Source organism: Leifsonia sp. NPDC056665 (assembly GCF_042791795.1).
Lineage (GTDB): Bacteria > Actinomycetota > Actinomycetes > Actinomycetales > Microbacteriaceae > Leifsonia.
The window spans coordinates 128,925-151,892 of record NZ_JBHTXK010000002.1; the positions used below are offsets into that span (position 1 = coordinate 128,925).

Below are 22,968 nucleotides of genomic sequence, written 5' to 3' on the forward strand. Positions count from 1 at the left end.
GAATCTAAGATGCTCGCGTCCACTGTGTAGTTCTCAAAGTACGGGCGGTACCTTCTCCGCCGGCCTAGTTATGGCCGACCAGAAAAGGTCCAGAGGATTCGGTTCTCATCCGATCGGATGAGGTCCGGTCCCTCAGGACCCAACAGCGTGCATGTACGGGGCTTCCAGGTCCGAACCTTTCCTATCTACAAGAGATGTACTGAGTTCGAGCCGTTCGGCTCCGCACCAATGTCAATGTTCCACCCATGAGCTAACCGGCTGAGACGTTCGCTCAGATCCGGCGCCTGGACACCCGAGGGTGCCAGATGCTCCTTAGAAAGGAGGTGATCCAGCCGCACCTTCCGGTACGGCTACCTTGTTACGACTTAGTCCTAATCACCGATCCCACCTTCGACAGCTCCCTCCACAAGGGTTGGGCCACTGGCTTCGGGTGTTACCGACTTTCATGACTTGACGGGCGGTGTGTACAAGGCCCGGGAACGTATTCACCGCAGCGTTGCTGATCTGCGATTACTAGCGACTCCGACTTCATGAGGTCGAGTTGCAGACCTCAATCCGAACTGAGACCGGCTTTTTGGGATTCGCTCCACCTTACGGTATTGCAGCCCTTTGTACCGGCCATTGTAGCATGCGTGAAGCCCAAGACATAAGGGGCATGATGATTTGACGTCATCCCCACCTTCCTCCGAGTTGACCCCGGCAGTCTCCTATGAGTTCCCGCCATTACGCGCTGGCAACATAGAACGAGGGTTGCGCTCGTTGCGGGACTTAACCCAACATCTCACGACACGAGCTGACGACAACCATGCACCACCTGTTTACGAGTGTCCAAAGAGTTGACTATTTCTAGCCCGTTCTCGTATATGTCAAGCCTTGGTAAGGTTCTTCGCGTTGCATCGAATTAATCCGCATGCTCCGCCGCTTGTGCGGGCCCCCGTCAATTCCTTTGAGTTTTAGCCTTGCGGCCGTACTCCCCAGGCGGGGCGCTTAATGCGTTAGCTGCGACACGGAAACCGTGGAATGGTCCCCACATCTAGCGCCCAACGTTTACGGCGTGGACTACCAGGGTATCTAATCCTGTTCGCTCCCCACGCTTTCGCTCCTCAGCGTCAGTTACGGCCCAGAGAACTGCCTTCGCCATCGGTGTTCCTCCTGATATCTGCGCATTCCACCGCTACACCAGGAATTCCATTCTCCCCTACCGCACTCTAGTCTGCCCGTACCCACTGCAGGCCCGAGGTTGAGCCTCGGGATTTCACAGCAGACGCGACAGACCGCCTACGAGCTCTTTACGCCCAATAATTCCGGACAACGCTCGCACCCTACGTATTACCGCGGCTGCTGGCACGTAGTTAGCCGGTGCTTTTTCTGCAGGTACCGTCACTTTCGCTTCTTCCCTACTAAAAGAGGTTTACAACCCGAAGGCCGTCGTCCCTCACGCGGCGTTGCTGCATCAGGCTTGCGCCCATTGTGCAATATTCCCCACTGCTGCCTCCCGTAGGAGTCTGGGCCGTGTCTCAGTCCCAGTGTGGCCGGTCACCCTCTCAGGCCGGCTACCCGTCGTAGGCTTGGTGGGCCGTTACCTCACCAACTACCTGATAGGCCGCGAGTCCATCCTTGACCGAAGTTCTTTCCACGCACAGGAGATGCCTCCGTGCGTCATATCCGGTATTAGCTTCCGTTTCCGGAGGTTATCCCAGAGTCAAGGGCAGGTTACTCACGTGTTACTCACCCGTTCGCCACTAATCCCCTAGAGCAAGCTCCAGGTTCATCGTTCGACTTGCATGTGTTAAGCACGCCGCCAGCGTTCGTCCTGAGCCAGGATCAAACTCTCCGTAAAATGTTTTGCTCCAAGTCGCAAGCGACTGGAAACATAGTGCAGGATCGGAGAGGAAATATCTCGTCTCCTGCGAGTTTGTCTTGACTAGTTTCGAATATCTACTGACATTCTGTTTCTAATCCAAAGGAATCTCATGCATCGACTTTCAGACCGAGGTCTTCGGGTCAATGCCGAGGTTTTTGGCATTTGACATTGTGCACGCTGTTGAGTTCTCAAGGATCGGACGCTCTCACCTTCAACCCTCTCGGGTTTCTCTGTGAGGCAACTTCTCTACCTTACCACTCTCAGTCAGTTTGTCAAGTTGGCCGTTTCGCGCTCTCGTTCATCCATCGTGGGATACATCCGATTTGCACGAACCGAACCGGTCAGACCTGCTCAGTGAGTGGGGTGTTAATCCTAAGCGCAACAAAGCAACTCTTTCAAGTTGAGATTTGCCGCTAGGCTAAGGATTCGGTCCCGCTTGAGGCCGGGGAGCTCTTCCGCTCTCCCGCACCTTTGGGGTGACAAGTAAGTACTTTACGCAGGCCTCCGGGACGTCGCAAATTCCGGGTACATCCCGGGCGTGTCGCAGGGCCGGATCCGCGTGATTCCGCGGAAGTCGCCCCCAGGAACGCGAAAACGCGGCCGCCTCGAGGGCGACCGCGTCATGCGGGAGGGACCGGATCGGCTCAGGAACCGAGTCCCGAATACGCGTGCAGTCCGTGGAAGAACACGTTGACGACGCCGAAGTTGAAGAGCACCGCAGCGAAGCCGATGATCGCGAGCCACGCCGAACGCGATCCGCGCCAGCCGCGCGTCGCCCGCGCGTGGATGTAGCCGGCGTAGATCACCCAGATGATGAACGTCCAGACTTCCTTGGTGTCCCAGCCCCAGTAACGACCCCACGCCTTCTCGGCCCAGATGGCTCCGGCGATCAGCGTGAAGGTCCAGGCGATGAAGCCGACGATGTTGATCCGGTACGCCAGGTTCTCGAGAGCGGCCGCGCTCGGAAGGGTGGCGAGGAACTTGAACTGCTGGGGCCGCGACTCCTCGACTTGGCGTTCGCGCCGGTACTGCAGGAGCTGGAGCCCCGACAGCGCGAAACCGAGCGCGAAGAACGCCGTGCCCAGCACGGCGACGATGATGTGGATGACGAGCCAGTACGACTGCAGCGCCGGCTGCAGCGGGACCACCGGGACGTAGTACCGCAACAGGGCGATCCCCTGCAGCACCAGGACCAGGCCGATGATGAACGTGCCGAGGTACTTGATGTCCCACTTGAGGTTCGCGACCAGGAAGACGCCGACGATGACCAGCGTGCCGGTCATCGAGAACTCCCACATGTTGGCCCACGGCACGCGGTCGGCCGCGATGCCGCGGAGCACTGCGGCGATCAGGTGGAAGCCCCAGCCCACGATGGTGAGACCGAACGCCCACTTGATCGACGCCGACGAGGCGGCGCCGTTCATCACGTCGTCCTCGAGTCGTGTGCTGATCCGGGATGACAGCCGGCCGAGCGCGGACGACGGCGGCGTCGCGGGAGGCGCTTCTGCCCCGCCGCCGGACGCGGACATCCGCGCGGCCGTCGCTCCCACCGGTAGGGCGACCTCCGCCCGCCGGGCGACGGCGCTCGGGACGACCGCGGCCTCCTCGGCCGTGGCTCTGGCTCCTCTGCGGGCGAGGTCGAGCGCGAACGCGATGAACGCGGCCGCGTAGAACCCCATCGCCACATAGATGAAGACCGTGGACAACTGGGACAGGGTTTCGGTCACGAGTGCAAGCCTAATTCGTCGGGGTTCGGGTGAGGAGTGCGGTGTGCTCGTCGGCGACGGCGGTCACAGCCGCAAGGAGGTTGGGGTCCTCACCACGGGCGAGGCCAGCGTACTCCAGGGTCAGCGAGCCGTCGGGGTTCTCGACGGCCTTGACCCAGATGCGCCGCCGCGGCACGAAGAGCGACGTCAGCAGGCCGCCCAGGATGAGGATCGCGAAGAGCAGGACCCAGCCCTGGGCGGGGTCGTGGTGGACGTCGAGTGACGCGTAGCGCTTGACGTCGCCCATCGAGATCGTGCCGAGCCCGCTCGGGAGCTCCACGGTCTGCCCCGGCTTCAATTGCAGGGCCTTCGTCTTCGTGCCGGGGCCGGCGAGCTGGGACATCTTGTCGGTGTTCAGGCTGTAGACCGATTGCGGGACGCCGCTGTCGACGCCGAGGTCGCCGGCGTAGACGTTGAGGCTGAGGACGGGATCGTTCAGCCCGGGGAACGTCGACGTCAGGGCGCCGGCCGCCGTCGCGCTCTTGCCGACCGTCGGGTAGAAGAAGCCGATCATGCCGACCTGCTCACGGAGGCCGTCCGGCACCTTCACCCAGCCGAGCGAGGTGAGCTGCGCGTCCTCGGCGATGAACGGCACCGAGTCGCTGAACACCACCTTGCCCTTCGGATCCCGGACGGTGATCGTCGGCGCATAGCCGTTGCCGAGCAGGTAGACGTTCGTGCCGCCGATCGCCAGCGGCTCGTTGACCTTGATCGTCGAGTCGCTCGAGGTGTCGCCCGGACCCGTCGTGGTCACCTTCGCGGTGTAGTCGAGCGGGGTGCCTTTAGCGTTCGGGTTCTTGGTCTCGTACGCGACATCCAGGCTGTTGACCCGGATGGAGAACGGCTCGAGCGACCCGTCGGAGAAGAATCTCCCCGGGTTGAACGAGTTGTAGGACGGCAGGCTGTTGACGAAGCTCTGGCCGACCACGACGACCTTCTGGCCGGTGTAGCCGAAGCCTCCGCCGATGCCGACGGCGACCAGCACGCCGAGCAGGGCGATGTGGAAGACGAGGTTGCCGGTCTCGCGCAGATAGCCGCGCTCGGCGGAGACCGAGGTCGATCGGGCGTCCTGGTAGAGGGAGACCCGGTAGCGCGAACGGCGGAGCACCTGGCGCGCCGCTTCGATCGGGTTGGGGCCGTCCGCGCGGAGCTCGGCAGGGAGGATGCGCGCCTGGAAGGCCGACATCCGGGTGAGCCGGACGGGCGTGCGCGGCGGCCTGGCACGGAGGGCGCGGAAGTGGTGCGCCGTGCGCGGGATGATGCAGCCGATCAGCGAGGCGAACAGCAGCAGGTAGATGGCCGAGAACCAGAACGACGTGTAGACGTCGAAGAGCTGGAACTTGTCGAGCACCGGCGCGAGCTGCGGGTTGTCGCTGAAGTACTTGGTGACGCCGTTCGGGTCGGCGCCGCGCTGCGGGAACAGCGAGCCGGGGACGGCCGCGATCGCGAGCAGGAGCAGCAGGAAAAGCGCCGTGCGCATGCTCGTGAGCTGGCGCCAGGCCCAGCGAAGCCAGCCGAGCGGGCCGAGCTTGGGCTGGACGACGTTCGGGTCCTCGCGCGGAGGCGCGACGTCGATGTGGTCAGATGGCCGGGACAAAGCCGGAGATCACCCCCAGGAACTGCGACATCAAGGCGGTCCAGAGACCGGTGGCCATCATCACGCCGATGACGACGAGCAACGCGCCGCCGATGATGTTGATGACCCGGATGTGCCGCTTGAGGAAGGCCACCGAGCCGGCGACCCAGTCGAAGCCGAGGGCGACCAGCAGGAACGGGATGCCGAGGCCGATGCAGTAGAAGAGTCCGAGCAGGGCTCCGCGCCACGGGGACCCGCTGCCGACGCTCAGCGCGCTGATCGCCGCGAGCGTCGGGCCGATGCACGGCGTCCAGCCCAGCCCGAACACGACGCCGAGCAGCGGCGCCCCGATCAGACCGGTCGCCGGACGCCAGGTCGGCTTGATCGTGCGCTGCAGGAAGGAGAACTGGCCGATGAAGACCAGGCCCATCAGGATGACGAGCACGCCGAGCACCCGGATGACCACCTCCTGCCAGCGGACCAGCCACAGGCCGAGCGCGCCGAACGCGGCTCCGTAGGCGATGAAGACGACGGCGAAGCCGAGGACGAACAGGGCGACCCCGGTCAGGACCCGGCTGCGATCGCGCTTGCCGCCCGGGTGGCTCATCCCGCCGACGTAGGCGAGATAGCCGGGCACGAGCGGGAGCACGCACGGGGAGGCGAACGAGACCAGTCCCGCGAGGAGCGCGATGGGGAGTGCGAGCAGGAGCTGGCCGCTGAAGACGATCTGACCGACGTTCACGGTCACTTCCCGGCCACGGCGTCGGAGATGAGCGAGTCGAGGATGCTCTTGTCCGGGATGGCGCCGAGGATACGGGCGGCCACACGGCCCTGCTTGTCGATCACGATCGTGGTCGGTGTGGCCTTGGGCGGGACGGTCTTGCTGAAGGCGAGCAGGACGGACCCGGTGTCGCGGTCGAGGACGGAGGGGTAGGTCACGCCCTTGTCCTGTTCGAAGCTGGCCGCGGTGCTCGCGGAGTCGTAGAGGTTGACGCCAAGGAAGCTGACGCCCTGCGACGCGTACTTCTGCGACAGCGACTCGAGGTCGGGAGCCTCCACCCGGCAGGGCGGGCAGCCCGCGTACCAGAAGTTCACGACGAGGACCTTGCCGGCGTAGTCCTTCGAGGACACCGCGGTGCCGTCGGCGAGCGTGCCGGAGAAGGCGACGGGGGCGCCGCGGTTCGCTGCCGCGTACTCGCTCACGCTGCCGTCGCCTGCGATGTAGTTCTGGCCGTTGCCGGAGCGGTACTGGTTGGCGAGGGCGTCGTTGGACGTGCACCCGGAGAGCAGGAGCGCCGTGGCCGCGGCGGCCGCGGGAAGGAGGAGCGCCAGGCGGCGTCGAGCGGAGAGTCGGACGGAGGTCACACGGCCCCCACATCGGTCGCTGCGCCGATCAGGCTGCCGGCGGGCTCGACGTAGCCGACCTCCACCACCCGGATGACGGGCGGGGCGTCCGGGTCGGCCGGGACCTGTGCCTCGCCGGGACGCGGCTGGGGTGCAGGGGCCGGTTCGGTGGTCCGCTCGAAGGTGGTGATGCTGGAGAGCGCGCAGCGCCGCTTGCGCGGGTCGTGCGGGAACCGCTCCCCCGCTGCCGAGAGGTGCATGACCCAGATCGGGAGCTGGTGGCTGACGAGGACGACATCGCCGGACTCGACGGAGTCGAACGCGTCGTCGACGGCCTCCTGCATCCGCTTCTCGATGCGGGTGTACGCCTCGCCCCAGCTCGGCCGCGGCGGGTAGACGATGAAGGGCCAGTTGGCCGGGTTCTTCAGGGCACGGCGCATGTTGGTGCCCTCGAAGTGGTTGGTGGGCTCGATGATCCGCTCGTCCACCTCGGGCTCCAGGCCGAAGGCCGCCGCGATCGGCGCCATCGACTCGCGGGTGCGCTGCAGCGGCGACATGCGCAGCAGGGACACCGGCCGGGAGCGGGCGGCCAGGTCGTCGGCGGCGGCCTGGGCCATCCGATGGCCGAGCTTGGACAGCCCGAAGCCCGGCAGCCTGCCGTACAGGATGCCGTCGGGATTGAACACCTCTCCGTGACGGACGAGATGTACCTGGCTTGCTACCACCGCACCAGTCTACGGAGCGGCTTGCCTTGAATTCACTGAGCGTGGGAGCGCTGGCCACCCGGCCTCCCCTCTCGGGCGGTAATGGCGAGCGGTAGGCTTGTCGCTCGTGACCGCACGCGCTTTGATCAAAGACCTCGCCGCTCTGCCCGACGGCCCCGTGAGCGTCGCCGGATGGGTCGAGACCGTCCGCGACCAGAAGAAGGTGCAGTTCGTCGTGCTGCGCGACGAGTCGGGCGCTGTTCAGCTCGTCAATCCGCGCACCGTCGACGAAGACGGCGCCGTGGTCGCCGACGAGCCCGCGACGACCATCTCCGGTCTGTCGCAGGGGTCGTTCGTGCGTGCCACCGGCGAGCTCAAGCACGACGAGCGGGTCAAGCTCGGCGGCATCGAGATCAAGCTGAACACCCTCGAAGTCGAGACGGCCGCCATCCCCGAGACGCCGATCGCCGCGGACAGCGGCATCGACAAGCGCATGGACTGGCGCTTCCTCGACCTCCGCGAGCCGAAGCACAACCTGATCTTCCGCGTGCAGACCACGCTCGAGCACGCGATGCGGCAGTACTGGGTGGACAACGGCTTCATCGAGATCCACACCCCGAAGCTCATGGCGTCGGCGTCCGAGTCGCGTGCGGAGCTCTTCGAGGTGCCCTATTTCGAGACGACCGCGTACCTCGCCCAGAGCCCCCAGATCTTCAAGCAGATGGCGCAGGCCGCCGGCTTCGGACGCGTGTTCGAGATCGGCCCGGCGTTCCGTGCCGACCCCAGCTTCACCAGCCGGCACGCGACCGAGTTCACGAGCGTCGACACCGAGCTGAGCTGGATCGACAGCCACGAGGACGTCATGAAGGTGCACGAGGACCTCCTGGTCACCGGTTTCACGGCGGTCAAGGAGAAGCACGGCGCGGAGATCGAGGCGCTGTTCGGCGTCGAGGTCACCGTTCCGACGACTCCGTTCCCGCGCATCCCGCTGGCCGAGGCCAAGCGCATCGTCGCCGAGCAGGGCTACGAGGTGCCGCGCGCAGACGACGACATGGACCCCGAGGGCGAGCGTCGCATCTCGGCGTACGTGAAGGAGACCCACGGGCACGAGTTCGTGTTCCTGACGGACTACGCGTCGAGCATCCGGCCGTACTACCACATGCGTCACGCCGAGGACCCGTCGATCACCAAGAGCTACGACCTGATCTTCAACGGCGTCGAGATCTCGACAGGCGCCCAGCGCGAGCACCGCGTCGAGATCCTCGAGGAGCAGGCCGTCGACAAGGGTCTCTCGGTGGAGGAGCTGGAGGACGTGCTCGCGACCTTCCGCTACGGCATCCCGCCGCACGGCGGATTCGGGATGGGGCTGGCGCGCGTGCTCATGCTGATGCTGCATCTCGCCAACCTGCGCGAGACGACCTATCTCTTCCGCGGACCGACGCGACTGACCCCGTAGGCGAGAGCGCAGTCCACTGCTCGCCGGCCACCAGGATGTGGCCGAGGAAGCGGAGCCCGATGGTGGCCGCCGCCTGATCGAGCCTGCGGGTGAGGACGGTGTCGGCCACGGACGGGTCGAGCGATCCCGCCGGATGATTGTGCGCGACGGCGAACGACCGCCCGCCGCGGGTGAGCACGGCCTGGAGGATATCGGCCGGCTGGATGGACCGCTCGTCGACGCCGCCGTCGCGAACGAGCACGAGCTCCAGAGGCCGGGCCGCGCGATCGGCGACGACCACGACGAACCGCTCGCTGTCGCGGTGCAGCAGCTCGGGTCGGACCACCTCCGCGATGGCGTCGTGGTCGACCAGCCGCGTCCATGCGGATGATCGCCCGGCTCTGCGCCAGATCTCGATGATGGCGACGAGCCGGCCTGCAGTCGCTGGGCCGACGCCCGGCAGGGTCTCCAGCCGGGCGAAGTCCATCGTCGCGAGCCCGGGGAACCCGCCGCAGCGGGCCAGGATGGCGCGCGCCAGGGACAGGACACTCCGCCCCACCTGACCGGAGCCGAGGACGAGGGCGAGGACTTCGTCGTCGGTGAGCGAGCCGACGCCGAGCCGGCGCATCCGCTCCCGTGGACGGTCGTGATTCGGTACATGGGCAAGGGACTCCTCTGCTTCTTCCGACTCGGACATGCGTCCACGCTAGGAACCGGACGGGGCCGTTCGTGGCCGATCGTCTCAATCTGTGGAGAACTGGCCAGCGGCCTCCACCTGTGGATGACAATGGGTGGAGAGAATCAGCCGACGAAGGAGTCGCCCCGCAATGACCAGCAGCATCCCCGAACCCCGCCCGAACGATGTCGTCATCCTGTCCGCCGCGCGCACGCCGCTCGGCAAGGTGACCGGCGTGCTCGCGAGCCAGACCGCCGTGCAGCTCGGCACCGTCGCGCTGCGGAAGGCGATCGAGGAGTCCGGGCTCCAGGCGTCCGACATCGACACCGTGATCTTCGGGCAGGTGCTCCAGGCCGGCGCAGGTCAGAATCCGGCCAGGCAGACGGCCATCGCCGCCGGGATCGGCTGGGACGTCCCCGCGACGACCATCAACAAGGTGTGCCTGTCCGGGCTTGCCGCCGTGATCGACGCCGCACGGCTCATCCGCGCCGGCGAGGCGACCGTGGTCGCAGCGGGCGGCCAGGAGTCCATGACGAACGCCCCGCACATCCTGCCCGGCTCGCGGAAGGGCTGGACCTACGGCTCGCTCGAAGCGCTGGACACGGCCGCCTACGACGGGCTGACCGACGCATTCGACAAGATCTCGATGGGCGCCTCGACCGAGAGCTACACGGAGAAACTCGGCCTCACGCGGGAGGCGCAGGACGCGTTCGCGGCGTCGTCCCACCAGCGCGCGGGCGCTGCGGCGGCCTCCGGGGTCTTCGCGGAGGAGATCGCGCCGGTCAGCATCCCGCAGCGCAAGGGCGACCCGATCGTGGTCGCGGTGGATGAGGGCGTGCGGCCGGACTCGACGGTGGAGGTGCTGGCCAAGCTGCGGCCGAGCTTCGCGGAGGGCGGGACGCTCACCGCGGGCAACTCGTCGCCGCTGAGCGACGGCGCGGCGGCGCTCATCCTCACGTCACGGGAGAACGCCGAGCGGCTCGGTCTGGAGTGGCTCGCCGTCGTCGGGGCCAGCGGGCAGGTCGCGGGGCCGGACAACTCGCTGCACTCGCAGCCGTCGAACGCCATCAATGCCGCACTGAAGCGGGCCGGGTGGAGCGTGGACGAGCTGGACCTGGTGGAGATCAACGAGGCGTTCGCTGCGGTGGCGCTGCAGTCGACGGCCGACCTGGACCTCGATGCGGAGAAGGTCAACATCCACGGCGGGGCGATCGCGCTGGGGCATCCCATCGGGGCGTCGGGGGCTCGGCTGGCCGGGCATGCGGCGCATGAGCTGGCCAGGCGGGGGTCCGGGCGGGCGGCTGTGGCGCTGTGCGGTGGCGGCGGGCAGGGGGATGCGCTGCTGCTGTGGCGTTGACAACGGAGGAGATCGGGGTGGGCTGACCCCGAATAAGCAGTCAACGGAGGAGATCCGGCCCGGGATGGGGCGGGTCTCCTCCGTTGTTTGCGGGTGGCCGGAGGCCGGGCTACGGGAGGTGGCGTTCGGTGGGGCCGGTGTAGAGGGAGAGGGGGCGGATGAGGGAGTTGGCGGCGTACTGCTCGAAGATGTGCGCGGTCCAGCCGGTGACGCGGGCTGCGGCGAACAGCGGGGTGAAGGTCTCGGTGTCGAAGCCCATCAGGTTGTAGGCCGGGCCGGACGGGTAGTCGAGGTTCGGCTTGATGTTCTTGCGGTCGCCCATCGCCTTCTCGAGCGCGTCGTAGAGGTCGAGCATGTCCTGGCGGTCGTAGTGCTCGACCAGCGTCTCCAGGGAGGCCCGCATGGTCGGGACGCGCGAGTCGCCGTTCTTGTAGACGCGGTGGCCGAAGCCCATGATCTTGCGCTTCTCGGCGAGGGCGTCATCCAGCCAGGCTTCGGCCTTGTCAGCGCTGCCGATCTCGTCGAAGGTGTGCATGACGGCCTCGTTCGCGCCGCCGTGCAGCGGGCCCTTGAGCGCACCGATGGCGCCGGTGACGGCCGAGTAGACGTCGGACAGAGTGGACGCGATGACGCGCGCGGTGAACGTCGAGGCGTTGAAGGAGTGCTCCGCGTAGAGCACCAGCGAGACGCGGAACGCGTTCACGACGACGTCGTCCGGCACTTCGCCGAAGGTCAGCCAGAGGAAGTTCTCGGCGTAGTCGAGGTCATCGCGCGTCTCCACCGGGTCGAGCCCGCGACGGCGGCGCTGGATGTACGCGACGATCGTCGGGAGCTGAGCGAAGAGGTAGACGGCGCGGCTGTGGTTGAGCTCCGGGTCGAGGATGCCGTCCGGCTGCTCCAGCGTCGGGTCCATGCCGCCGAGCTGGCTGACGGCAGTGCGCAGGGCGTCCATCGGGTGCGCCGACACGGGGATGTCGTCGAGCACGCGGCGGGTGCGGTCGTCCATGCTGCGGAGGCTGCGCTCCAGCTTCACGAACCCGGCCAGCTCCTCCGGCGTCGGCAGCTCGCCGTTCCACAGGAGCCAGGCGACCTCCTCGAAGGAGCAGTTCGCGGCCAGCTCCTGCACGGGGTAGCCGCGGTACAGCAGCGAGTTGGTCTGCGGGTTCACGGACGAGATGGTCGTCGTGTCCACGACGACGCCGGCCAGGCCCTTGTGGATCTCGGGGTCGGTCATTGTGCTGCTCCTTCGCTGCTGTGGTCGTGACTCGTGCTGGACGCGGGTGTGAGCAGTGCTCAGCGGCGCACCTCGAAGTTGTACACCGAGGTGTCGAACGCGTTGTAGCCCTCGTAGTCAATCAGGTCGTACAGCTCGGCGCGATGCTGCATCGATCCGAGCAGCGGCTCCAGGGTGCCCTCCGCCAGGAGCTGGTCGAGGCCGCGCTCGGCGGCCCCCATCGCCAGGCGGAGCAGGGAGACCGGCCAGATGACGATGTTGACGCCGATGTCGCGGAGCTGGTCGACGGTGAAGAGGTCGCTCTTGCCGAACTCGGTCATGTTGGCCAGGATCGGCACGTCCACGGCGGCACGCACCGCCGCGAACTCGGACAGGTCGGCCATCGCCTCCGGGAAGATCGCGTCGGCGCCCGCGTCGACCAGAGCTTTGGCGCGGTCGATCGCGGCCTCCAGCCCATCGACGGCGCGGATGTCGGTGCGCGCCATGATCAGCAGGTTCGGGTCGCGGCGGGCGTCGGCGGCGGCGCGGATGCGCTTGAGCGCGGTGTCCTCGTCCACGACCTGCTTGCCGTCGAGGTGGCCGCAGCGCTTCGGGTTCACCTGGTCCTCGATGTGGAGACCGGCGACTCCGGCGTCCTCCAGCGTCTGCACGGTGCGTGCGACGTTCATCGGCTCGCCGAAGCCGGTGTCGGCGTCGACCAGGGTCGGGAGGTCGGTCATCCGCGCGATCTGGGCCGCGCGGCCGGCCACCTCAGTGAGGGTGGTGAGCCCGATGTCCGGGAGGCCGAGGTCGGCGGACAGCACGGCGCCGGAGATGTAGACGCCCTCGAAGCCCTTGCGCTCGATGAGGCGCGCGCTCAGCGGGTTGAAAGCGCCAGGCATCCTGACGAGCTCGCCGGACGCCAGCCGCGCCCGGAACGCCGCGCGCTTCTCGTGCGCGGGAAGGGAGGAGTACAGCATCAGAACAGTCCTCTCGGCGCGGGAAAGCCGGCCAGCAGGCCGGGGCGCGCGGTGATGGTGAGGCCGCCGAGCTCGGCGGCGGACAGCTCGGGCAGGCGCTCGGCGAGGGCGAGGAAGCGCTCGATCTCGGCCTCCTCCAGCACCTCCGCCGCGAGCGAGCGGAACTTGGCGACGTAGTCGGCGCGGGCGAACGGCCGGGCGCCGAGCGGGTGGGCGTCGGCGACGGCGATCTGGTCCTCGATCACGCGGCCGTCGGCGAGCGTGATGACGACGCGGCCGCCGAACGCCTTCTCGGCCGGGTCGATCGAGTGGTAGCGGCGGGTCCACTCCGGGTCCTCGGTGGTGGTGACCTTGCCCCACAGCGCGACGGTGTCGGGGCGGGCGGCACGGGTCGGGAGGTAGGACTCCACGTGGTGCCAGCCGCCGTCCTGCAGCGCGACGGTGAAGATGTACGGGATGCTGTGGTCCAGCGTCTCGCGGGACGCGGCGGGGTCGTACTTCTGCGGGTCGTTCGCGCCGGAGCCGATCACGTAGTGCGTGTGGTGCGAGGTGTGGATGACGATGCTCTCCACTCGCTCGGGGTCGGCGGCCTCCGGGTGCTCCTTGTGGAGCTTGCGGGCGAGGTCGATCCACGCCTGCGCCTGATACTCGGCGGAGTGCTCCTTGGTGTACGAGTCGAGGATCGCGCGCTTGCCCTCGCCGGCCTCCGGCAGCGGCACGTCGTAGGACGCGCTCGGGCCGTCCAGCAGCCAGGCGATCACGCCGTCCTCGCCCTCGTAGATCGGGGTCGGGCTGGTCTCGCCGCGCAGCGCCCGGTCGATCGCCTCGACGGCCATCTTTCCGGCGAACGCGGGCGCGTGCGCCTTCCAGCTCGAGATCTCGCCCTTGCGCGACTGGCGGGTGGCGGTGGTGGTGTGGAGGGCCTGGCCGATGGCCTGGAAGATCGTCTCCGGCGGCAGGTGCAGCAGCGTCCCGATGCCGGCCGCGGCGCTCGGGCCGAGGTGGGCCACGTGGTCGATCTTGTGGGCGTGCAGGCTGATCGCCTTCGCGAGGTCGATCTGGATCTCGTAGCCGGTCGCGATGCCGCGCACCAGGTCGCGGCCGGTCAGCCCGTAGGCGCGGGCGGCGTGCTGGGCGACGGCGGTGATCGGCGGGATGTTGTCGCCGGGATGCGAATACTCCGCGGCAAGGAAGGTGTCGTGGTAGTCGAGCTCGCGCACGGCGACGCCGTTCGCCCAGGCGGCCCACTCCGGGCTGACGCGGGTCCGCTGCGGCTCGCCGAACACGGTCGCGCCGTCCTGCGGGTGCTCGGTGGAGGCGGCCAGCTCCTCCAGCTGCGCGGCGGGCAGCGGGTGGGCCAGCGCCTGCGAGCGGGCCGACACGACGGGCCGGCGGGTGAGGGAGGCCGCGGCGACGGCGGCGTTGTCGATGACGCGGTTGATCACCATATCGGCGACCTCGGAGTCGACCTCCACCGGGTCGGCGGCGACCTCCGCGATCTTCCAGGCGAGCTGATCCTGACGGGCGAGGTTCTCGTCGCTTCTGTGCACACGAACGTTGTGGAGCTTCACGTAACGAACCTACCTCGCCTACGCTCCTGCTATGGTCCCGCCGCCCTCCCTGCTCGCCTTCGCGCTCGCGTCGATCGCGCTCATCGTGATCCCCGGGCCGAGCGTGCTGTTCGTCATCGGCCGGTCGCTGGCCCTCGGCAGGCTGGGCGGCCTCCTGAGCGTGCTCGGCAACGCGCTCGGGATGCTGCCGCTCGTCGTCGCGGTCTCGCTCGGGATCGGGGCGCTCGTCGCGCAGTCGATGGTCGCGTTCACGATCGTGAAGTTCGCGGGAGCGGCCTACCTGATGTACCTCGGGGTGCAGGCCATCCGGCACCGCAGGCACACCGCGGTGACCCACGAGGCGACGCCGCCGCGGCGGTCGCGCTGGCGGATCATCGGCGAGGGGATGCTGGTCGGGGTCACCAACCCGAAGTCGCTGGTCTTCTTCGTGGCGGTGCTGCCGCAGTTCGTCGACTACCAGGCGGGCGGAATCCCGGCGCAGCTGTTCGAGCTCGGGCTGGTGTTCCTGCTGCTGGCGCTGACGTTCGACAGCGTGTGGGCGCTCGCCGCGGGGACCGCCCGGGCGTGGTTCGGGCGGTCACCGAAGCGGGTCGAACGGCTCGGCGCGACCGGCGGAGTGCTGATGATCGGGCTCGGCGGCATCCTCGCGCTGACCGGGAACAAGCACTGAGCAGCGGTCAGATGTCCCCTGCGGTCGCGACCGGGGTGACCACGGCGCGGCCCAGCGAGTGGAAGTGCGCGTTGAAGCCCAGCACGGCCGGCGTCGACTCCGGGTCGAGGTCGAGGCGGTCGACGTCGAGGGCGTGCACGACCACGTGATAGTGGTGCGTGCCGGTTCCGGGAGGCGGGCCAGCACCGGTGAAGCTCTTCGAGCGCAGCTCGTTGGAGAGCATGGCGGCGCCCTGCGGGAGGCTCGCGCCACCCTCCGCCCCCGCACCGGACGGCAGCGAGGTCACCGACGCCGGGATGTTGTAGACGGCCCAGTGCCAGAAGCCGGAGCCGGTCGGGGCGTCCGGGTCGTGGATGGTGACGGCGAAGCTCTTCGTACCGGCGGGGAACCCGCTCCAGGAGAGCTGCGGCGACACGTCGCCACCGCCTCCGCCCGCGCCCCACTGAGCGCGGCCGAGCGGGCGGTCGTCGGCGACGTCGTCGCTCGTGACCGTGAACTGAGGAACGGCGCCGAAGCGCTCCAGCGGATCTTTCGACATAGCGCTCACGCTACGCCTGCTGCGTCGTCTCCGTCACGGTCGCGGGGACGGGACGCCGGCGGAAGCGGCGCGGAAGCCCGACGATCCCCCAGCCGGTCACGCGCAGCATGGCCTCGGCGACGATGCCCCCGCTCATCTTGGAGACACCGTGCTCGCGCTCGACGAACGTGATCGGCACCTCCACGACGCTGAGGCCGGCGTCGTATGCGCGGCGCAGCATGTCGATCTGGAAGCAGTAGCCCTGGCTCTCGACGTTCTCGAAGTGGATGCGGCGGAGCGCGTCGGCGGTGAAGGCGCGGTAGCCGCCGGTCACGTCCTTCGCCGGGACGCCCAGCCAGAAGCGGGAGTACGTGCTGCCGCCCTTGGACAGGAACCGTCGGCGCGCGGGCCAGTTGACCACGCCGCCGCCCGGGACCCAGCGGGAACCCAGCACGAGGTCCGCGCCGTCCGCCGCATCGCCCTGCGGGAGGTGGCGGAGCGCCGCGAGCAGGGAGGGCAGCTCCTCCGGGCGGTGCGAGCCGTCGGCGTCCATCTCGACCACCGCGTCGTACCCGTCGTCGAGTGCCCAGGCCATCCCGGCCCGGTAGGCGGCGCCGAGGCCCTCCTTGCCTGCGCGGTGCAGCACCTTGACGTTGGCGTCGGTCGCGGCGAGCGCGTCCGCGAGCTCGCCCGTGCCGTCCGGCGAACCGTCGTCGACCACGAGCACGTCGACCTCCGGCGCCGAGGCGCGGATCCGGCCGACCACGGGTCCGATGTTCTCCCGCTCGTTATAAGTGGGCAGGATGACGATGGTTCGCATACAACCACTCTGGTCCATTCCGCTGAACGGATGACTAACGAATCTGTCTGTTCTCGCAGTCGCCGCTGCTAGCATCCCCCGGTGCCCGTCGCGAAAGTCCTCCTCTATTACGCCTTCGCACCCTTGTCGGACCCGGACGCCGTGAGGTTGTGGCAGCGCGATCTGTGCGAGGCGCTCGGGCTGCGCGGGCGCATCCTGCTGTCGAAGGACGGCATCAACGGGACGCTCGGCGGGGAGCTGGGCGCGCTCAAGCGGTACCTGCGCAAGACCAAGGAGTATGCGGCGTTCCACGACCTCGACGTGAAGTGGAGCGACGGGTCGGGGCTGGACGTGTCGGGCAGGAGCCTGGACTTCCCGCGGCTGTCGGTGCGTGTGCGCGAGGAGATCGTGTCGTTCGGTGCGCCTGCGGAGCTCCGTGTGGATGCGTCGGGCGTCGTCGGAGGGGGCTCACGGCTCGATCCGGATTCGCTGCACGCGCTCCTGGAATCCCGCGACGACGTGGTCTTCTTCGACGGACGCAACCGGTTCGAGGCGGAGATCGGCCGGTTCCGCGGAGCGGTCGTGCCCGAGGTGGCGACGACCCGCGAGTTCGTCGCCGAGCTCGAGAGCGGGCGGTACGACCACCTCAAAGACAAGCCGGTCGTGACGTACTGCACCGGCGGCATCCGCTGCGAGGTGCTGTCGGGGCTGATGCGCTCGCGCGGGTTCGGCGAGGTCTACCAGCTCGACGGCGGCGTGGTCCGCTACGGCGAGCGCTTCGGGGACGACGGGCTCTGGGAGGGGTCGCTGTACGTCTTCGACGGGCGCAGGTCGGTGCGGTTCTCCGACCACGCCGCCGTGGTCGGGCGCTGCGCGGGGTGCGGGACGGCGACTGACCGGATGCGGAACTGCAGCGATCCGTCGTGCCGGGAGCAGCTGGTGGTGTGCGAGGAGTGCGACGTGGTGGGGTGCGCCGCGCACGCTGCGTGACGCGAGGGTAGTCCTCCACAGACTCCGGGTTCGGCGAGTTCTCCACCGATTCGTGGGAACCATTGCTGGCCGTTTCGCGTTGCGGCCAAGATGAACCTCATGGATCCGGTCATCACCATCGTCTGGATCGTGTCCTTCGTCGTCGTCACGGTCACGGTCACTGGCCTCTCGCGGCGCGTCAACTGGTCGGCGCCCGTCGTGCTGGTGGTCGTGGGCGCGATCGCGTCCTTCATCCCCGGGGTGCCGCAAGTGGCGCTGGAGCCGGAGGTGGTGCTCTACGGGCTGCTTCCTCCGTTGCTGTTCGCGGCGGCCATCCAGACGTCGATCGTCGACGTGCGCGCCAGGCGCGACGGCATCCTCCTGCTCTCGGTCGGGCTCGTGGTGTTCACGGTGGTCGTGGTCGGCTTCACGACGTGGCTGGTGGTGCCGGCGATCACGGTCGCAGCGGCCTTCGCGTTCGGGGCTGTGGTGGCGCCGACGGACACGGTGGCGGTGACGGCGATCGCCGGCCGGGTGCACCTCCCGCGGCGACTCGTCACCGTGCTGGAGGGCGAGAGCCTGCTCAACGACGCGACCGCGCTGGTGGCGCTGAACGCGAGCATCGCCGCGATCGTCAGCATCGTGAACCCGTGGGCCATCGCCGGAGACTTCGTGATCGCGGTCGTGGTCGGGGTCGGGATGGGCCTCCTCGTGGGGTGGGTGCTCTCGCTCATCCGCAAGCAGCTCCGCTCACCCGTGCTGGACACCTCCATCGGGCTGATCACGCCGTACCTGGCGTTCATCCCGTCGCAGTTCCTGCACGGGTCGGGCATCCTGTCGGTCGTCGTGGCCGGCCTGTACCTCGGCTACCGCTCGCCCACCATCCAGACCGCGGAGGCCCGGATCGCGGAGACGATCAACTGGCGGACGATCGAGTTCCTGCTCGAGAACGCGGTCTTCCTCTTCATCGGGCTGGAGCTGTCGAGCATCCTGAACTCGGCGTTCCGTTCGGGCATCACGGTTCCCGAGACGGTGTGGATCTGCATCGCCGTGCTGCTGGCGCTGTTTCTGGCGCGGTTCCTCTGGATGGTCGGCACGACCGCGCTGTACCGATACGGGCCGCAACGCCTCCGGGAGCGCGGCTGGACATGGCCGACCGGCATCGCAGTGTCGTTCGCCGGGATCCGCGGGGTGGTGACGCTCGCGGCGGTGTTCCTGCTGCCGGAGTCGACGCCGCACCGCGAGTTCCTGCAGTTCCTGGCGTTCGTCGTTGTCGTGGCGACCCTGCTGGAGGGGCTCGCGCTGCCGTGGGTCATCCGGAGGCTGAAGCTGCCGCCCCCGGACTTCGCTCAGGAGGCGGGCGAGATGGAGCGGCTGCTCGCCGAGGCGCAGGCGGCCGGGCTGGAGCACCTGGAGTCGCGGGTGACTGGGCAAGAAGACGAACGGGTGATCGAACGGCTGCGCGTCAACGCGGTGTTCCTCTCCGAAGCGCTCGAGAACCCCGTTCCGGACGCGGAGGTCCCTGCTCCGCTGGAGTACCGGAAGCTGCGGCGGTCGATGATCGTGGCGGAACGGCAGGCGGTCCTCGAAGCACGGGCCGAAGGGCGATACCAGGAGCCGGCGGTGCGGTCGGTGCTCGCTTTCCTGGACGCCGAGGAGTCGGCGCTGAAGGCGGGAGGGGCGGAGGGGAAGAAGCTGATGTGAAGGTGAGGTTGGGGCCCTACTGGGTGGCGGGCTGCTGGGCTGCCGTGGCCGATTCCGTGGCGATCGCGGCGGAGGGCCCTCCGCGTCGCTCGCGCAACCGGGGGCGTCGGGCCCACAGCCGTGAGCGCTGGGACGACAGCGCGAGCACCACCAGGATGTCGAGCGGGAGGCCGAGGATGTTGGTGCGGAGGGTGACCTGCTCGCCGCCGTTGAAGAAGTCGATCGCGGCCAGGATGATCAGCAGCGCGCTGTACGACATGGCGACGATCCGCGCCCAGTTGCTCCCCGTGAAGACGAGCAGGGCGATCGCGAAGTAGAACACCAGGCCCGCCGCGAACAGGCCCATCGCGATCCCGAAGACCAAGTCGGCGCTCTGCTGTTCCGCGGCGGTGAGTGCTTTGCCGGTCGCGGACACGAGCTCCGACCGGATGAACAGCGGCCAGGCCAGCACGGTGAGCACCACGGTCAGCACGCCCGCCAGCACACGCAGCACCATGAGAAGGAAGCCGAGTGTCGTCGGCACCGGGCGGTGTTCCACGCGGGCGAGCCTTCGCTGATCCGCGTCCGCGGCGACCGCGACGGCGCGGGGCTCCACCAGCACTTCCGACAGGTCGACGACAGGGAGGTCGCCGTCGGTCTCGATCGCATCGCCGCCGCCGTTGCGTGCGTGATAGCCGGACGAGAAGTCGCGGATCACCGCGACCCCCGCGCCGACGTCGGCGCTCGTCAGCGTGGAGACGATGTGGTCGCGTTCGATGTCCGTGTTCGCGTCGATCTTGTGCGTGATCTGGAGTGTGAACAACGAGAAGCCCACCGAGCGGTCGAAAGTCCCGGCCGCCAGCCAGTCGACGCGGTGGCCGCCCGGCAGGAGCCAGCCCTCCGGGCACCGCCAGAACCGGACGTGGTGGCGCTTGGCCGGATTGCCCTTGACCTCCTGCTGATACGCGACGTCCTGCTGGTGCCCGAACAGGAAGAGCGGGCTCACCGGCGCCTCGTCGTAGCTGCGCCGCAGCACTGTGGAGGTGATGATGCGGCGGCTGGAGGCGGCGGTCACGTCGTCGGCGCGCGTCCACCCGGCCTGGGTCATCGCCTCGTCGAGCTGCGCCTCCGACCCCAGCAGCGCCAGGTTGATCGGGTCGCCGAGGAGACCGTCGCTGGTGCGGGCACGGCCGATGAAGTAGTCCGGCACGTAGATCTGGGTGAGGATGCGGTGCAGGCGCGGAAGCACCAGGTAGGCGAGGACGATCCAGAAGACGACGAAGAAGAGGAGCAGGAACCAGCCCCACGAGAAGCTCTCGGTGAAGATGAGAAACGCCAGCCAGACGGCCGCGACGCCGCCGAACACGAAGAAGAGGTTGTCGACGACGGCGTTGACGGACACGCGCCTCCCGGTGGCCGAGAGGGTCTTGACCGGACCGGGCGCGCCAGCGGTCGAGAGGGCGGCCGGATGCTCGATCGGCCCTCGCCCGCCCACCGCGGGCTCCGCTCGCGGCGGCCCCTCCGGCTCAGCGGCACCCGCCATGCGCTCATCCTAGAGCGCGCCGGGCGCGGGTCGTAGGGTGGCGTCATGACCACCATCACGGAACGCGGCGCCGAGCTGCGCCGCCTCCACGACGCCCCCGAACTGCTGCAGGTCGTCAATGTGTGGGACGCGATCAGTGCGAAAGCCATCGCGGCCCTCCCGGAGACCCGCGCCCTCGCGACGGCCAGCCACTCGATCGCGGCGACACTCGGGTACGAGGACGGCGAGAACATCCCGCTCGACCTGATGCTGGACATGGTCGGCCGCATCGTCGCGACCACCGACCTCCCGGTGAGCGCCGACCTCGAAGCCGGGTACGGCGACCCGGGCGAGACGATCCGCCGGGCGATCGGCGTCGGCGCGGTCGGGGCCAACCTGGAGGATCAGGTGCGCCCGTTCGAGGAGGCCGTCGCTCACGTGCGGGCGGCCGTCGCGGCGGCCGACGCCGAGGGCGTGCCGTTCGCGCTCAACGCGCGCACGGACGTGTGGATCAGGAACGTGTACCCGACGGCGGCGGAGAAGACCGAGGAGGCGATCCGGCGCGGTCGGGCGTTCCTGGACGAGGGTGCGACCTGCGTCTTCGTGCCGGGCCGCCTCGACGAGGAGACGGTGACGCAGCTCGTCGCCGGGCTCGGGGCGCGGAAGCTGAGCGTGATCGCGGTGCCCGGCTCGCTGCCGCCGGCGCGGCTCCACGAGCTGGGGGTCGCGCGGGTCTCGTACGGGCCGTGGCCGCAGCGCGTGGCGCTCGCCGCCGTGCAGCGGACGGCGGGTGAGCTGTACGCGGGTGGGGAACTGCCGGCGGATGTCCCGACGCTGAACTGAGCCGCGAATCGCCCACCCGTCGCCACGACCGAAGGACAAGAATGAACGACTTCCGTGCCATCGTCATCGAACAGGAGAAGGAGGGGTCGCGCATCCTAGCGCACACCGCCGAGGTGCGGCGGCTGACCGACGCCTTCCTCATGCCCGGGGATGTGACGGTCGCCGTCGAGTTCTCCGACCTCAACTTCAAGGACGGGCTCGCCATCGCCGGGAAGCCGGGGGTCGCGCGGGTGTCGCCGCTCATCCCTGGCATCGACCTGGTGGGCGTCGTGGAGGCCTCCGACGATCCGCGCTGGCGGCCGGGCGACCGGGTCGTGCTCAACGGCGACGGGATCGGGGAGAGTCATCACGGCGGCCTGGCCGAGCGAGCGCGGGTGCGGGGGGACGCGCTGGTCCGGGTGCCGGACGCGCTGAGCTCCGAGCAGGCCGCGGCGATCGGGACCGCGGGGTTCACGGCGATGCTGGCCGTACTCGCGCTGGAGCGCAACGGGGTCGAGCCGGAGGCCGTGCATGCAGCCGGATCGAGCGTCCTGGTCACGGGAGCGGCGGGCGGGGTCGGGTCGGTCGCCATCGCCTTGCTGGCGAAACTCGGTTATCCGGTTACGGCCTCCACCGGGCGCCCGGAGGAGCTCGAAGGCTACCTCACCGATCTCGGGGCGACGGCGATCGTCGACCGGGCCGAGCTGTCCCTGGAAGGGCGGCCGCTGCAGAGCCAGAAGTGGGCGGGAGCCGTGGACTCGGTCGGCAGCCACACGCTCGCGAACGTGCTCGCGCAGACCCGGTACGGCGGGACGGTCGCGGCGTGCGGGCTCGCGCAGGGCCCCGACCTTCCGGCGACCGTGATGCCGTTCATCCTGCGGGCGGTCACGCTGGTCGGGATCAACTCCGTGGAGGCGCCGGCCGCGCTCCGCGAGACGGCCTGGCGGCGGCTGGCGACCGACCTGGACGAGGAGGCGCTCGCCGCGATGACGCGGTTCGTCCCGCTCGCGGAGGCCATCCCGGCGGCGGAGGACATCCTGGCCGGGAGGCTGCGTGGGCGGACGGTGGTCGACGTTCGGGCGTGATGCGCCTCGCTGCCGTTAGGCTGACCGCATGATCGTGCTCGCGACCGTCGTCGTCACGCTGGCTGCTGCGCTCCACGTCGGGATCTTCTTCATGGAGAGCGTCGGGTGGGTGCGGCCCGCTGTGTGGAAGCGGTTCGGGGTCGCGGATCAGGCGGCGGCGAACACCACGCGGCCGATGGCATACAACCAGGGGTTCTACAACCTCTTCCTCGCGATCGGCGCGATCATCGGGCTGATCCTGTTCGGGGTGGGGGCGCACGCGGCGGGGCTGGCGCTCATCTACTTCACGATGGGGAGCATGCTCGCGGCGTCCGTCGTGCTCGTGACCACGGGTCGCGGGTATCTGCGCCCGGCGCTCATCCAGGGCATCCTGCCGCTGATCGGCATCGTGCTCATGCTGTTCTCGTAGCCCGGC

General features: G+C 68.6%; 20 protein-coding genes and 1 rRNA gene. 8 read left to right on the forward strand and 13 right to left on the reverse strand.

Annotated features, from left to right (window positions below; genetic code table 11):
- Positions 1–316: 316 nt before the first annotated feature.
- The 6 genes from ACFQ9V_RS02845 to ACFQ9V_RS02870 form a co-directional block, all read right to left on the reverse strand.
- Positions 317–1,840, reverse strand: a 16S ribosomal RNA gene (locus tag ACFQ9V_RS02845).
- Positions 1,841–2,508: 668 nt separating this feature from the next.
- Complete coding sequence (gene ccsB / locus ACFQ9V_RS02850; protein ID WP_382457662.1) at positions 2,509–3,591, reverse strand: c-type cytochrome biogenesis protein CcsB; 1,083 nt, start codon at positions 3,589–3,591, stop codon at positions 2,509–2,511.
- Between the two features lie 10 nt (positions 3,592–3,601).
- On the reverse strand, positions 3,602–5,227 hold the full coding sequence (locus ACFQ9V_RS02855) for a cytochrome c biogenesis protein ResB (protein WP_382457663.1): 1,626 nt from the start codon (positions 5,225–5,227) through the stop codon (positions 3,602–3,604).
- Complete coding sequence (locus ACFQ9V_RS02860) at positions 5,211–5,948, reverse strand: cytochrome c biogenesis CcdA family protein (RefSeq protein WP_382457664.1); 738 nt, start codon at positions 5,946–5,948, stop codon at positions 5,211–5,213. Before ACFQ9V_RS02860 ends, ACFQ9V_RS02855 begins: the two co-directional genes overlap by 17 nt.
- Positions 5,949–5,950: 2 nt before the next feature.
- Positions 5,951–6,571 carry a TlpA family protein disulfide reductase gene (locus ACFQ9V_RS02865; RefSeq protein WP_382457665.1) on the reverse strand — a complete coding sequence of 207 codons (621 nt, stop codon included), beginning with the start codon at positions 6,569–6,571 and terminating at the stop codon, positions 5,951–5,953.
- Positions 6,568–7,275 carry a histidine phosphatase family protein gene (locus ACFQ9V_RS02870; RefSeq protein ID WP_382457666.1) on the reverse strand — a complete coding sequence of 236 codons (708 nt, stop codon included), beginning with the start codon at positions 7,273–7,275 and terminating at the stop codon, positions 6,568–6,570. The genes ACFQ9V_RS02865 and ACFQ9V_RS02870 overlap by 4 nt, the downstream gene beginning before the upstream one ends.
- Before the next feature lie 106 nt (positions 7,276–7,381).
- Between ACFQ9V_RS02870 and aspS the strand changes: the two genes are divergently transcribed.
- Positions 7,382–8,710, forward strand: a complete 1,329-nt coding sequence (gene aspS, locus ACFQ9V_RS02875; RefSeq protein WP_382457667.1) for an aspartate--tRNA(Asn) ligase — start codon at positions 7,382–7,384, stop codon at positions 8,708–8,710.
- Here aspS and ACFQ9V_RS02880 read toward each other — a convergent pair.
- Complete coding sequence (locus tag ACFQ9V_RS02880) at positions 8,634–9,386, reverse strand: RadC family protein (RefSeq protein WP_382457668.1); 753 nt, start codon at positions 9,384–9,386, stop codon at positions 8,634–8,636. The genes aspS and ACFQ9V_RS02880 overlap by 77 nt on opposite strands.
- A gap of 130 nt (positions 9,387–9,516) precedes the next feature.
- Here ACFQ9V_RS02880 and ACFQ9V_RS02885 point away from each other — a divergent pair, with 130 nt between their 5' ends.
- Positions 9,517–10,722 (forward strand): acetyl-CoA C-acetyltransferase, encoded by a 1,206-nt coding sequence (locus tag ACFQ9V_RS02885; RefSeq protein WP_382457669.1) that lies wholly within the window; start codon positions 9,517–9,519, stop codon positions 10,720–10,722.
- A gap of 109 nt (positions 10,723–10,831) precedes the next feature.
- Here the strand turns inward: ACFQ9V_RS02885 and ACFQ9V_RS02890 are convergent, their stop codons facing one another.
- Genes ACFQ9V_RS02890 through ACFQ9V_RS02900 form a run of 3 tightly spaced genes read right to left on the reverse strand, consistent with a single transcriptional unit; the run spans position 10,832 to position 14,486 of the window.
- Entirely contained in the window at positions 10,832–11,956 is a 1,125-nt protein-coding gene (locus ACFQ9V_RS02890) for a bifunctional 2-methylcitrate synthase/citrate synthase (protein ID WP_382457670.1), read from the reverse strand.
- A 59-nt stretch (positions 11,957–12,015) separates the two neighbouring features.
- The gene (gene prpB / locus ACFQ9V_RS02895) at positions 12,016–12,915 is read right to left on the reverse strand and encodes a methylisocitrate lyase (RefSeq protein ID WP_382457671.1); all 900 of its coding nucleotides are present in this window, start codon (positions 12,913–12,915) and stop codon (positions 12,016–12,018) included.
- Positions 12,915–14,486, reverse strand: coding sequence for an MmgE/PrpD family protein (locus ACFQ9V_RS02900; RefSeq protein WP_382457672.1), 1,572 nt, complete (start codon positions 14,484–14,486; stop codon positions 12,915–12,917). Before ACFQ9V_RS02900 ends, prpB begins: the two co-directional genes overlap by 1 nt.
- A gap of 31 nt (positions 14,487–14,517) precedes the next feature.
- On the opposite strand from ACFQ9V_RS02900, the gene ACFQ9V_RS02905 reads away from it, so the two are divergent.
- Positions 14,518–15,156, forward strand: coding sequence for a LysE family translocator (locus tag ACFQ9V_RS02905; protein WP_382457673.1), 639 nt, complete (start codon positions 14,518–14,520; stop codon positions 15,154–15,156).
- 7 nt (positions 15,157–15,163) lie between these two features.
- Here the strand turns inward: ACFQ9V_RS02905 and ACFQ9V_RS02910 are convergent, their stop codons facing one another.
- Together ACFQ9V_RS02910 and ACFQ9V_RS02915 are read right to left on the reverse strand one after the other, a co-directional pair.
- Positions 15,164–15,694: a YbhB/YbcL family Raf kinase inhibitor-like protein gene (locus ACFQ9V_RS02910; RefSeq protein WP_382457674.1), complete on the reverse strand. Its 531-nt coding sequence runs from the start codon at positions 15,692–15,694 to the stop codon at positions 15,164–15,166.
- A 10-nt stretch (positions 15,695–15,704) separates the two neighbouring features.
- Positions 15,705–16,493: a polyprenol monophosphomannose synthase gene (locus tag ACFQ9V_RS02915; protein ID WP_382457675.1), complete on the reverse strand. Its 789-nt coding sequence runs from the start codon at positions 16,491–16,493 to the stop codon at positions 15,705–15,707.
- 81 nt (positions 16,494–16,574) lie between these two features.
- Here ACFQ9V_RS02915 and ACFQ9V_RS02920 point away from each other — a divergent pair, with 81 nt between their 5' ends.
- Positions 16,575–17,462: a rhodanese-related sulfurtransferase gene (locus ACFQ9V_RS02920; RefSeq protein ID WP_382457676.1), complete on the forward strand. Its 888-nt coding sequence runs from the start codon at positions 16,575–16,577 to the stop codon at positions 17,460–17,462.
- 99 nt (positions 17,463–17,561) lie between these two features.
- The gene (locus tag ACFQ9V_RS02925; RefSeq protein ID WP_382457677.1) at positions 17,562–19,145 is read left to right on the forward strand and encodes a Na+/H+ antiporter; all 1,584 of its coding nucleotides are present in this window, start codon (positions 17,562–17,564) and stop codon (positions 19,143–19,145) included.
- Between the two features lie 16 nt (positions 19,146–19,161).
- Here the strand turns inward: ACFQ9V_RS02925 and ACFQ9V_RS02930 are convergent, their stop codons facing one another.
- The gene (locus ACFQ9V_RS02930; RefSeq protein WP_382457678.1) at positions 19,162–20,667 is read right to left on the reverse strand and encodes an LssY C-terminal domain-containing protein; all 1,506 of its coding nucleotides are present in this window, start codon (positions 20,665–20,667) and stop codon (positions 19,162–19,164) included.
- A gap of 45 nt (positions 20,668–20,712) precedes the next feature.
- Here ACFQ9V_RS02930 and ACFQ9V_RS02935 point away from each other — a divergent pair, with 45 nt between their 5' ends.
- Genes ACFQ9V_RS02935 through ACFQ9V_RS02945 form a run of 3 tightly spaced genes read left to right on the forward strand, consistent with a single transcriptional unit; the run spans position 20,713 to position 22,962 of the window.
- Positions 20,713–21,489 carry an isocitrate lyase/phosphoenolpyruvate mutase family protein gene (locus tag ACFQ9V_RS02935; RefSeq protein ID WP_382457679.1) on the forward strand — a complete coding sequence of 259 codons (777 nt, stop codon included), beginning with the start codon at positions 20,713–20,715 and terminating at the stop codon, positions 21,487–21,489.
- Positions 21,490–21,530: 41 nt separating this feature from the next.
- Complete coding sequence (locus tag ACFQ9V_RS02940; RefSeq protein WP_382457680.1) at positions 21,531–22,553, forward strand: MDR family oxidoreductase; 1,023 nt, start codon at positions 21,531–21,533, stop codon at positions 22,551–22,553.
- A gap of 28 nt (positions 22,554–22,581) precedes the next feature.
- Complete coding sequence (locus ACFQ9V_RS02945) at positions 22,582–22,962, forward strand: DUF1304 domain-containing protein (protein WP_382457681.1); 381 nt, start codon at positions 22,582–22,584, stop codon at positions 22,960–22,962.
- The last annotated feature ends 6 nt before the right edge of the window (positions 22,963–22,968 follow it).